The sequence below is a fragment of the Priestia sp. YIM B13552 genome (assembly GCF_042787775.1).
Lineage (GTDB): Bacteria > Bacillota > Bacilli > Bacillales > Bacillaceae_H > Priestia > Priestia megaterium_E.
In genome coordinates, this window is the sequence record NZ_JBHZOU010000015.1 from 36,560 (window position 1) to 48,277 (window position 11,718).

Here is an 11,718-nt window from a genome sequence, read left to right on the forward strand (position 1 = left end):
GTAAACTTTCGGTATCATGACAAGTAAAAACTGAAAATTTTAAATAAATGATGCTGACATGTTCATTTTTCTGCACCAGCAGAATACCCTATTAAAAATCAACGAGCATATTTTTTTTACCTTAAAAGTTGGTCTGATGAAAAAAACATAACCTTAGGTAAAAAATGAGAAGGGACGAAAAATAGATGGCTAGTGTAAATAATTATCCATTGTCTACATTTACGACAGGTGAAACGGTACAGCTAGAGCGAATCGAAATCGAAGGTGCCTTGAAGCGACGCTTGTTAGATTTAGGATTTATTCCAGGAGCAATTATCAAAGTGCTTCAAAAAAGCCCGTTAGGAGATCCTGTTGCTTATCAAGTCAGTCATACAACGATTGGTCTCAGAAAAGAAGAAAGTTCAAAAATTTATGTAAAAAAAGTAGGTGACGACGGTGAGTGAGTATCGTATTGCACTAGCAGGAAATCCGAACACTGGAAAAAGTACGTTATTTAATAGCTTGACCGGTCTTAAGCAGCATACGGGAAACTGGACGGGAAAAACCGTAGCTAAAGCAGAAGGGACATTTGAATATCACCAGCAGCTCTATACAATCGTTGATTTACCTGGAACGTATTCACTTTATTCAAACTCAGCGGACGAAGAAGTAGCGCGTGACTATATTTTATTTGAAAGACCTGACGTTACGGTTGTTGTGGTGGATGCAACGGCGATGGAGCGAAATCTTAATTTAGCGCTGCAGGTAATGGAGATGACTGAAAACGTCGTGATTTGCGTGAACTTAATGGATGAAGCAAAGAAAAAAGGAATTGTAATTAACGAAAAAAAGCTCGCTGAATCGTTAGGCGTACCGGTTGTACCTATATCAGCTCGCAATAAAAAAGGAATTACGAATTTGCTGGATGCAATTGAAGGAGTCGTGCGAGGCCAAGTAAAGCTTAATCCTTACCAGGTGCAGTACACAAAAGAAATTGAAGCATCACTAAAGGAGCTAGAACCTCAAGTCGCTTCTATTGTGGGAAATCAATTTCCTCTACGCTGGATTGCTTTACGGGTTCTTGATGGAGACACGTCATTTTTAGAAACCATTCAGCAGCGTCAGCAGCAAGATATCAGTCACACAGAAAGGAGGAACAGCGCATATGGGAAATCCGTTAACCCCTGAAAACTCATTAGCCATGGAACAGCTAACGCGCTATGCCCAGCAGGCAAAAGAAAAAGATCATCGTTCCAATATGGTCGCAAGCATTTACAAGTCATCGCAGCAAATATGTAAAAAATCAGTTGTGTACGAAGACCGCTCAAAGCTTCAGCGCACAGAAAAGCTAGATAAAGTCTTTACCTCGCCAATTTGGGGCTTTCCAATTATGCTTGGCATTTTATCGGTCATCTTTTATATCACCATAGCCGGCGCAAACGTTCCTTCTGGATTAATCGCACAAGGTTTTGGCTGGGCGGAAGGGTACTTAACAGCTTTCTTTCAAGCGATGCATGCACCAGAATGGCTGCACGGAATTCTTGTACTAGGACTGTTTCGAGGTACGGGATGGGTTATTAGCGTGATGCTGCCTCCGATGGCCATCTTTTTCCCGGTGTTTGCGCTTTTAGAAAACTACGGCTACTTGCCTCGCGTAGCGTTTAATATGGATCGTCTGTTCAAACGAGCAGGCGCACACGGCAAGCAGTCACTAACCATGGCGATGGGGTTTGGATGTAACGCCGCAGCGATTATGTCGACTCGTATTATTGAATCGCCGCGTGAACGTATGATGGCGATTTTAACAAATAACTTTGTTCCGTGTAACGGCAGATGGCCTACGCTGATTTTGTTAGCTTCTTTATTTATGGCGACCGGTTTTACAGGAAGTGCTAAAACTTTCGTAACGGCTCTTGTTGTAGTGGGAACGGTGTTATTTGGAATTGTGGTGACGCTGTTCGTATCGTGGGCACTGTCTAAAACGGCGCTGCGCGGAGTACCAACACACTATACGCTAGAGCTTCCGCCTTACCGCAAGCCGAAATTTGTTGATACGATTGTGCGCGCGACGCTGGATAAATCGCTGTTTGTGTTAAAACGCGCGATTATTGTTGCAGCACCCGCAGCGGTGTTAACGTGGGTATTGGCTAATATCTATATCGGTGACACAAGTATTTTAATGCACTTCGTTCAGTTTCTTGATCCGTTTGCCAAGACGCTGGGGCTAGACGGGTATATATTAGCTGCTTTTATTATTGGCTTGCCGGCTAATGAAATTGTTGTACCGGTTCTACTGATGGCGTATTTATCAACGGGTTCATTAATTGAAATTGAAGATGCAACAAGACTCAAACAAATTTTCCTTGATCACCACTGGACGTGGCTAACGGCTCTTAATATGATGCTGTTTTCGCTCCTGCATTTTCCATGCGGAACGACGCTTGTGAATATTTATAAAGAAACCAAAAATGTCAAGTGGACGTTTCTTGCCTTTGCGATTCCAACAGTGATTGCGATTGGGGTTACGTTTGCGGTTGCTCAAGTGGTAAAAGCGTTTAACCTTATTTAAATATGAAATAAAAGTGCAGGGCTTTGAAAAGAGCCCTGCTTTTTTTATGAGTTGTTAATTAACTAGATATTCAGTTTTATAATGTAAGATTAATTGATATTTTTTAGGGGAAATGGTAATTTGTATGATATAGATTTGCTTCATGCACAAAAGAGATTAATAGAAAAAAGCGCCAATGAAATGCTAAAAGGAGGCTGAACGTGGGGATATTTTCTAATAAAATAGATTCAAAAAAAGCTAATAAGTATCAAACAAGGCTATACTCTTGTTTCACCATTCTCATCGTAGTGAATGTGATTAACAGCTGGTTTCTCGATTGGCTTTGGCTTTATATCACCACAAGCAGCGTTCTTGTTATACTCGTGATATTCCTGCTCAAAACACCTAAACGTGATTTAGATGAAGAGTGGAAGCAGCTAGAAATAGAGAAAGACGAGGCTTTTGAAAACAGAGTCAATTTGATGATGATGAATGAGCGAAGTGATGTGCAGGCTATTAAATACATACGAAAAGAAAAAAATCTTGGTTTGCTTCATGCGAAGCAGTATCTTGACCGTATTAAAGAATCAAAGGAATAATAAAAGCGACCTTTGACAAGCAGAGGTCGCTTTTTGATAGGCTATTTACTTTTTCTCGCCAACCGTCACTTTTTTCGTAAACATTTTCATGTCGCCTTTTATCGTCACATGAGCAGTAATCGTATATTCGCCGTCGTCTTTGAACGTATAGTCGGTGCTGTATGCGCCGTTATCCTGATGTTTTGCATCGATCATTTCCTGGTTAATATAGCCTTCTTTTTCAACTTGAATCTGTACGGCGTCTGCATTTTCGATTTTTTTATCTCCTTGTGTAACGAGTACGTTAATAGATGTTTGTTCGTTTTCTTTAATAGTTTGCGGCACTTCAATTGTTCCTTTTACTTCCTGTGACTGCTGCTCATTTCCTTTTGAACAGCCGACCACGGCAATGACTAAAACGAGCAGCAGCATGCTAAGCTTTTTCATAAATATCTCCTTTTTTAGCTTATATCCTATTATTAAATAAATTTCTCCATAAAACTTTATCACTGAAGTCACAAAATAAAATCATCCCAATGAGTGATTTTTATGAGTGTGACGGCAAGAAACTTGAACGTTTTGTTACAAAAATAGTTTGCGATCGCAACACGACTTTACAGCATTGTGTCTTGAGCTTAGGATTAAACATAATAAGCTAGTAAAAGGAGAGAGAAATATGCTCATACTTTACGATGAGCTGTACGGGAAATTTGAAGCAGACGGTGTTCTTTTAGAACTCATTCAAAGTGATCCCGTACAGCGTCTAAAAGGAATTTACCAAGGCGGAGCGAGCCGGTTTGTAAATGAAAACTGGAATACTACTCGATATGATCATTCCGTTGGTGCGATGATGCTTGTAAATAGACTCGGAGGCTCTTTGGAAGAGCAAATAGCGGCTTTATTACATGACGTTTCACATACGGCATTTTCTCATGTGATTGACTATGTTTTGGAACAGAAAGAAGAAAATTATCATGAAATGATTTACGAACAAATTGTGACCGGGTCGTCTATTCCTCCTATTTTAAAAAGCGCTGGTTTAAACTGGCGAGATATCTTGCTTGATGAAAGCCAGTGGACGCTGCTCGAACAGAACGCTCCGCACTTATGCGCTGACCGCGTGGATTATACGCTGCGGGATTTGTACGTATGCGGGGAGATTACTTTACAAGAAGTGCATGCGTTTTTGGATCAGCTTGTCGTATTTAATGGACAAATGGCGTGCAGTAATTTAGCAGCGGCAGAGTGGTTTCTAGATGCTTACTACAAAGAAGTGATTGGCTTTTTTATGAATCCGTTTAATATGTTTGGAAATCATCAGCTGAAGGAAATTATCAAGCTGGCTTTGCAAAAAGATATTTTATCTATAGAAGATTTTTTAAAGCAGGATGACGATGTGGTTCGGCTGCTGAAAAACGCTGGAGATAGCAGCATTGAAGGGATGTTATCTGCTCTTTTTAACAGCAAAGTACAAACAGGCACTGCTTCTTGTCACGATGTTCACCAAACGACAAAAATGCGCTGGGTTGATCCTCTTGTTGTCGTTTCAGAACAAGTCGTTCCTGTATCCAAACTATCTATTACTGCTCAAAGACTAATAGAACAAGCAAAACAAAAGATAGAAAAAGGAGTATACCTCAACATTCAGGCTCCGTTATAAAGGGAATCAGTACATAAAGAAAGGGATGCATAATAATGTGCATCCCTTTCTCTCATAAAAAGTTTTATAGACCTCTAAGGAAGCCTTCTTTTAACGAACTTCGTCGCGCTTCGCATTTAACTCTTTAATCGTTTCACCTTCAACTAACACAGGCTGATAGTAGGTTTCGTTTGGCAACTCTTTTTTACCCTGCAGCTTTTTAATGATCCAATCAGCCGCATCGCGTCCCATTTGTTCCTGCGGGTGGGTTAACGTTGTTAAATTAATCGTTGCATTTTTAGCGATGTACGAATTATCTTGACCAATAATTGACAACTTGTCCGGAATGGAAATGCCGAGCTGTCTGCATACATTTACGACTTCTAATCCCACTTCATCGTTATAGCAGACAAGAGCGGTCATTTCGTCTTGATTTTCAGTAAGAAACGTCTTCAAATTAGCGTACAAATCAAGCTTTGTTTCCGTGTTAAAAGACAAAATATGCTCAGGCTGAAAGCGGAGTTTTGCATCACCGAGCGCTTTTATGTAGCCTTTCATTCGGTACTTCCCCTGCAGGTCATCCATTTTTGCGATAAGCCCAATTTGCGTATGTCCTTTTGAAATTAATTCGTTTGTGGCAAGGTAGCTTGACTGAACGTCGTCTAGACAAAAAAACGGAACGTCCAATTCTTCGTAGTAGGCGTTAATCATTGTAAACGGAACGTCTTGTTCTTTGAATGATAAATAATACGAGATGTTTGGATTGTACAAATTGCTTTTTGTAGGCTCAACAATTAGACCGTCTACTCCGTAGGAAAGCATCATTTCCAACGCTTTTTTTTCTTGTTCCACATCGTTATTCGTGCTCGCCAGCAGCAGCGAATAATTATCTTTATTTAATCTGCTTTCAATTCCGCGAATAATAGAAGGGAAAATATAGTCGGAAATATACGTGGTAATTACACCGATTGTTTTGTTGGCAGAAGCCCCGCTAGATTTGGATTGATACTGATTGCTTACATAGGTGCCAGATCCTTTTTCGCTTCTTAAAAATCCTTCATTCGACAGCTCTAAAATGGCTTTTCGAACCGTATGTCTGCTGACACCATACGTTTCTTGCATGACCGATTCAGTCGGGATTTGTTCGCCCATGCTGTAATCGCCTGAAAGAATTTTGCTTTTTATATCCTCAATAATCACCTGATATTTTGGCTTCATGTTTTCACTTCTTTCGTAGTTGTATACATTCAACTTTTTTTATGCGTAAAATTTGTATGGACATATTTTATCATGAACGTGAATAAATGAAAAGATTTCCTTGGTTTTTAATCGAAAGGGAAATGATTTAAGGATTGGATACCGACTTTTTAAAAGTTTAAGAAGGGAAGAGTAGGGTGTTTTGAATATTTGTGTGCATATATAATTTTTATATTGACAAATGTACGTACAAATAAATATACTTAGGTTGTTAACAAATTCAAACAGCGTTACATAAAACGGAAAGCGCTTCCTTACTGCTATAGGTATATTTATAGCTATCAGAAAGGAGAATAAACGTGAAAACAACTCAAGAAAGCATAAAACAAGCAATTGCGAAAGGGAAAACGTCCCTTGGAATTGAACTTGGATCTACTCGTATTAAAGCGGTGCTGATTGATGAAAATTTTGAAACGGTCGCATCGGGCAGTTATGAATGGGAAAATCTCTTAGAAGACGGTTTTTGGACGTACAACTTACTCGATATTATTACAGGTCTGCAAAGTGCTTACCGTGAAATGAAGCAAGAAGTAGAACGAAGCTACGGAATCACGATTCGAACAGTTGGCTCCATTGGTGTTTCAGCTATGATGCACGGATATATGGCGTTTGATAAAACGGGTGAGCTGCTTGTTCCGTTTCGAACGTGGCGTAATGCAACAACAAGCGCAGCAGCAAAAGAATTAACTGAACATTTCCAATTTAATATTCCTGAACGATGGAGCATTGCGCATCTCTATCAGGCAATCATCAATCAAGAAAAACATCTGCCGCGCATTGATTACATGACAACGCTAGCCGGCTATATTCACTGGCTGCTGACGGGCAGTAAGGCGCTTGGCATTGGAGACGCTTCGGGGATGTTTCCAATTGATGAACGCACGCAAAATTACAGTGAAGATATGATGAAGCAGTTTGATGAGCTTATTTCTTACAAAGGATATCCGTGGCAACTATCAGATATTCTGCCTGCAGTTTATACTTCAGGTGAGCAAGCAGGTACGTTAACAGCCATTGGGGCTAGTATTTTAGATCAGTCTAAAAATTTGCAGCCGGGCATTCCGTTTTGTCCTCCAGAAGGAGATGCGGGAACGGGAATGGTGGCGACAAACAGCGTAAGAAAACGCACGGGAAATGTTTCAGTAGGAACGTCCGTTTTTGCGATGATTGTATTAGATCAAAAGCTTTCAAACGTTTATCCGGAAATTGATTTGGTTACCACGCCAAACGGCAGTCCAGTTGCCATGGTTCATGCGAATAACTGCTCAAGCGACTTAAACGCCTGGCTCGGATTGTTTCGCGAATTTTCGGAGGCGATGGGGCAAAAAGTAGAGTCGGATAAATTATTCGAAGTGATGTTAAATAAAGCGTTAGAAGCTGATCCTGATGGAGGGGGCTTGCTTAGCTACGGCTATTTCTCAGGTGAAAATATTACCGGAGTAGAAAGTGGCCGTCCGCTATTTGTCCGTTCAGCAAAAAGCAATTTTAATCTAGCAAACTTTATGCGTACACATCTTTTTACAGCTTTTGGCGCTTTGAAAATAGGGATGGATCTTTTAGTCAAAGAAGAAAACGTAAAGATTCACAGTATTTTAGCGCACGGAGGATTATTTAAAACGCCGGTAGTTGGTCAAAAAATGATGGCAGCAGCAATTAATACCCCGGTTTCCGTCATGGCCACAGCAGGAGAAGGAGGCGCGTGGGGAATGGCTATTCTTTCTTCTTATATGCTCAATAAAAGGGAGAATGAAAGTTTAGAAGATTTCTTGGATAATAGAGTCTTTAAAGAAGTGACCGCACAAGAAATTTATCCTGACGAACTCGACGTAAAAGGGTTTGAAGCATTTATTAAAAGATATAAAAAAGGGCTAGTGATTGAAAAAACAGCTGCAGAGCACCACAGCGAAGAACGGGAGGAGTTAGTGTGCTAGATAAATTAAAAGAAGAAGTATTTCAAGCAAACGTCGATTTGCCAAAACACGGACTGGTCAAGTATACGTGGGGAAATGTAAGTGCCATTGATCGAGACAGCGGTTTGTTTGTAATTAAACCAAGCGGCGTGACGTACGAGAAAATGACGGCGCAAGACATGGTAGTCGTTGATTTAGATGGGCGCGTGGTAGAAGGTGAGCTTAACCCGTCATCTGATACGCTGACGCATGCCGTACTCTATAAACATTACCCGCAAATTGGCGGTATTGCCCATACGCATTCAACGTGGGCGACCATTTGGGCTCAAGCAGGACTTGATGTACAGGCAATGGGAACGACTCATGCCGATACCTTTTATGGTTCCGTACCGTGCGCGCGCTTTTTGACAGAAAAAGAAGTGAATGACGGATATGAAGTGGAAACGGGCAAGGTGATTATCGAAACGTTTGAAGAGCGCGGCTTAGATGTGCTAGCGGTTCCTGGTATTTTACTTCAAGGGCACGGGCCGTTTACGTGGGGAAAAGATGCCAAAACGGCGGTAATGAACAGCGTCGTATTAGACGAAGTATCCAAAATGAACTTCTTTACACAAAAATTAAACGGGCTGGCTGAAGAGCTGCCGCAGCGTATATTAGACAAACATTATTTACGAAAACACGGACAAAACGCGTATTACGGGCAAGGACAATAAAAGACTTACATACAGAAAAGGGGATTATCATGTTAAAAACAGCTCAAAAAGAATTTTGGTTTATTGTTGGTTCACAGCATCTTTACGGAAAAGAAGCGCTAGCAGAAGTAAAGGCACACGCGCAAAGCATGACTGATGCTTTAAATGAAAGCGGTATCTTGCCTTATCCGATTGTTCTGCAAGATTTAGCAGTGAATGCTGACACGATTACAAAGATGATGAAAGAAGTGAATTACCGAGATGAAGTTGCCGGCGTAATCACGTGGATGCATACGTTCTCGCCTGCAAAAATGTGGATTCGCGGTACCAAATTACTGCAAAAACCGCTGCTTCATTTGGCAACACAATTTAACGAAAGCATTCCTTGGGAAACGATTGATATGGATTTTATGAACTTGAATCAGTCCGCTCACGGTGATCGTGAATACGGTTTTATCAACGCGCGTTTGAACAAGCAAAATAAAATTGTAGTGGGCTACTGGGAGCGCCCCGAAGTACAGCAGCAAATTGCACACTGGATGGACGTAGCCGCTGCTTATAACGAAAGCTTCAACATTAAAGTTGCGCGTTTCGGTGACAATATGCGCAACGTCGGCGTAACGGAAGGAGACAAAATTGAAGCACAAATTCAATTCGGCTGGACGGTTGACTACTTTGGAATCGGCGACCTTGTTCAATATGTAAATGCCGTTACGGAAGAAGAAATCAATGATTTATTTGCTGAATATGCAGACGCGTATGAATTTGTTTACGGTGATTATTCTGCAGAAGACTGGGAATCTAGCGTAAAAGTACAGGCAAGCTATGAAATTGCGATTAAACGTTTTCTAGATGAAGGCGGCTACAGCGCTTTTACGACTAACTTTGAAGATCTATACGGCATGAAGCAGCTTCCTGGTCTAGCGGTACAGCGCTTGATGGCACAGGGATACGGCTTTGCTGGTGAAGGAGACTGGAAAACAGCCGCGCTTGACCGCTTGCTTAAAGTGATGAGCCATAATCAGTCAACGGGCTTTATGGAAGACTACACGTATGAATTGGCTCCCGGACGTGAGTCAGTACTTCAATCACACATGCTTGAAGTAGACCCGACGCTAGCGGTAAACAAGCCAAAACTAATCGTTTCTCCGCTAGGTATCGGTAACCGCGAAGATCCGGCCCGCTTAGTGTTTGATGGTAAAAAAGGAGAAGGCGTAGTGGTTTCCATGGCTGACTTCGGCACGCATTACAAGCTGTTAATTAACGAAGTATCGGCATTTGAGCCGGAAGTTCCAGCTCCCAATCTTCCGGTAGCCCGCGTGCTTTGGAACATTAAGCCGAACTTCCAAGACGGCGTTAAAGCGTGGATTGAAAACGGAGGAGGCCATCATACGGTTCTTTCATTAAATTTAACGACCGATCAAATCGTCAGCTATGCAAAGCTTGTCGATCTAGAGTACGTCATTATTAAGTAAGCATTCACATTTCCGAGGGAGCGCTGCTTCCTTGGAAGTGAAAATATAGCGTTAGTAAAAGAACGCCGTTTTTAGAAATAAATGAAAGCGTTTTAAATTTGTGTGATAGGAAGCAAAACTAAGACAATACAAAGGGGATCTATAATCATGAGTAAAGTATCAAGTAAGTTTATCTTCTTCTTCGGCTCATTTGCCGGTATTTTATTCGGTTATGATATTGGGATTATTGCTGGTGCAGAAGGTCATATCCGTGAAGCGTTTCATTTGAGTCCGCTGTGGCTGGGAATTGTGGTTTCATCGCTAATGGGCGGAGCCATTATCGGTTCCATTTTAAGCGGATTATTAGGCGATAAGTTTGGACGAAGAAAGTTAATTTTAATTTCGTCTATCATCTTTCTTTTAGGCTCCATCGGTTCAGCGATTGCACCAGAGGAAATTACGTTAACGATTGCGCGCGTCTTTTTAGGTACAGCAGTAGGAACGGCTTCTTCGTTAGTTCCTGCTTATATGTCAGAAATCGCACCTGCTCATATTCGCGGGAAGCTTTCAGGTTTAAATCAGCTAATGATTGTAATTGGATTATTATTAAGCTATATCGTAGCCTTTATTTTTGAGCCGGTTCCAAACAGCTGGCGATTAATGCTTGGCAGCGCCGGTATTTTCGCAATTGTATTATGCATCGGTATGATCAAGCTTCCAGAGTCGCCTCGCTACTTAATTAAAAATGGAATGCCAGATAAAGCGCGTGAAGTGCTGCGTACGCTTCGCCGCTCAACAGCTGAAGTGGAAGCTGAAGTGTCTGAAATTGAAAGCGTAGCTGTTCATGAACAATCAGGCATTAAACAGCTGTTTCATAAAAAGTTTCGTCTAGCTTTAATTATCGGCGTCGGAATGGCAACTTTTCAGCAGATTCAAGGCTCAAACTCAATTGTTTATTATGCAACAAGCATTGCTCGTCAAGTTGGTTTAGCGCCGCAGGTAGCTGCTGGTTTTACGGTTATTGTTGGGGTAATCTTTGTCGTGACAACACTTATTTTTCTGCAGTTTGTTGATAGATTCAACCGCCGTACCATTCTTACGATTGGCGGCGCGGGTATGGCTCTTTCATTTTTCACACCGGCTATTCTAGGAGCGTTAGGGGTTAATGAAGTCGTTGTTAACTGGGTCACGTTAATTGCTCTTTGCTGCTTTATCCTTTGCTATGCGTTTTCTTGGGCGCCGCTTACGTGGATCATTGTAGGAGAAATTTTCCCGCTTTCTGTACGCGGAATCGGTGCTGGGATTTCATCTGCTTTTAACTGGACTGGATCGCTGGCAGTAGGGCTTGTGTTCCCAATTTTAGCTGATCAGTTTAGTTTGGGCGTTATCTTTTCAACGTTCGGGATCATTTGCATTCTCGGTTTATTCTTCATACGCTTTGTAGTGGTTGAAACAAAAGGACGTAGCCTAGAGCAAATTGAAACGGACATGGCAGCTCGCTCTGGAAGAAGCTCTGTACCTCCAGTTGAGCGTAATAAATACGTTTGATGGTCGTAAATGTTTTAAAAAAAGAACCCTTTGCTATGGGACTGCACCCTGTTTGTGAGACAGGACTCAAAGCACCTTTTAAACAGCCAGCTGCCGGTATTGTACTGGTGACT

11 protein-coding genes are annotated in these 11,718 nt (G+C 41.5%); 9 read left to right on the forward strand and 2 right to left on the reverse strand.

Annotation, left to right across the window (positions count from 1 at the left end):
• Positions 1-185: 185 nt before the first annotated feature.
• The 4 genes from ACFX40_RS26945 (at position 186) to ACFX40_RS26960 (ending at position 3,126) form a co-directional block, all read left to right on the forward strand.
• Positions 186-443 (forward strand): FeoA family protein, encoded by a 258-nt coding sequence (locus ACFX40_RS26945; RefSeq protein ID WP_013058246.1) that lies wholly within the window; start codon positions 186-188, stop codon positions 441-443.
• Complete coding sequence (locus ACFX40_RS26950) at positions 436-1,167, forward strand: FeoB small GTPase domain-containing protein (protein ID WP_377257284.1); 732 nt, start codon at positions 436-438, stop codon at positions 1,165-1,167. Before ACFX40_RS26945 ends, ACFX40_RS26950 begins: the two co-directional genes overlap by 8 nt.
• 13 nt (positions 1,168-1,180) lie before the next feature.
• A complete protein-coding gene (locus ACFX40_RS26955; RefSeq protein ID WP_028409533.1) occupies positions 1,181-2,548 on the forward strand; it encodes a nucleoside recognition domain-containing protein in 1,368 nt (455 codons plus the stop codon).
• A 200-nt stretch (positions 2,549-2,748) separates the two neighbouring features.
• Positions 2,749-3,126 carry a hypothetical protein gene (locus ACFX40_RS26960; RefSeq protein ID WP_377257287.1) on the forward strand — a complete coding sequence of 126 codons (378 nt, stop codon included), beginning with the start codon at positions 2,749-2,751 and terminating at the stop codon, positions 3,124-3,126.
• Positions 3,127-3,171: 45 nt separating this feature from the next.
• Here the strand turns inward: ACFX40_RS26960 and ACFX40_RS26965 are convergent, their stop codons facing one another.
• Positions 3,172-3,552: a FixH family protein gene (locus ACFX40_RS26965; RefSeq protein WP_060745132.1), complete on the reverse strand. Its 381-nt coding sequence runs from the start codon at positions 3,550-3,552 to the stop codon at positions 3,172-3,174.
• A gap of 229 nt (positions 3,553-3,781) precedes the next feature.
• On the opposite strand from ACFX40_RS26965, the gene ACFX40_RS26970 reads away from it, so the two are divergent.
• On the forward strand, positions 3,782-4,765 hold the full coding sequence (locus ACFX40_RS26970; RefSeq protein WP_377257290.1) for an HD domain-containing protein: 984 nt from the start codon (positions 3,782-3,784) through the stop codon (positions 4,763-4,765).
• 90 nt (positions 4,766-4,855) lie between these two features.
• Here the strand turns inward: ACFX40_RS26970 and ACFX40_RS26975 are convergent, their stop codons facing one another.
• Complete coding sequence (locus ACFX40_RS26975; RefSeq protein WP_377257293.1) at positions 4,856-5,962, reverse strand: GntR family transcriptional regulator; 1,107 nt, start codon at positions 5,960-5,962, stop codon at positions 4,856-4,858.
• A gap of 338 nt (positions 5,963-6,300) precedes the next feature.
• Between ACFX40_RS26975 and ACFX40_RS26980 the strand changes: the two genes are divergently transcribed.
• The 4 genes from ACFX40_RS26980 (at position 6,301) to ACFX40_RS26995 (ending at position 11,605) form a co-directional block, all read left to right on the forward strand.
• A complete protein-coding gene (locus ACFX40_RS26980; RefSeq protein WP_336116698.1) occupies positions 6,301-7,932 on the forward strand; it encodes a xylulokinase in 1,632 nt (543 codons plus the stop codon).
• Entirely contained in the window at positions 7,926-8,624 is a 699-nt protein-coding gene (locus tag ACFX40_RS26985; RefSeq protein ID WP_028409527.1) for an L-ribulose-5-phosphate 4-epimerase, read from the forward strand. Before ACFX40_RS26980 ends, ACFX40_RS26985 begins: the two co-directional genes overlap by 7 nt.
• A 29-nt stretch (positions 8,625-8,653) precedes the next feature.
• Entirely contained in the window at positions 8,654-10,078 is a 1,425-nt protein-coding gene (araA, locus tag ACFX40_RS26990) for an L-arabinose isomerase (RefSeq protein ID WP_028409526.1), read from the forward strand.
• A 147-nt stretch (positions 10,079-10,225) separates the two neighbouring features.
• On the forward strand, positions 10,226-11,605 hold the full coding sequence (locus tag ACFX40_RS26995; protein WP_098332661.1) for a sugar porter family MFS transporter: 1,380 nt from the start codon (positions 10,226-10,228) through the stop codon (positions 11,603-11,605).
• Positions 11,606-11,718 lie beyond the last annotated feature (113 nt).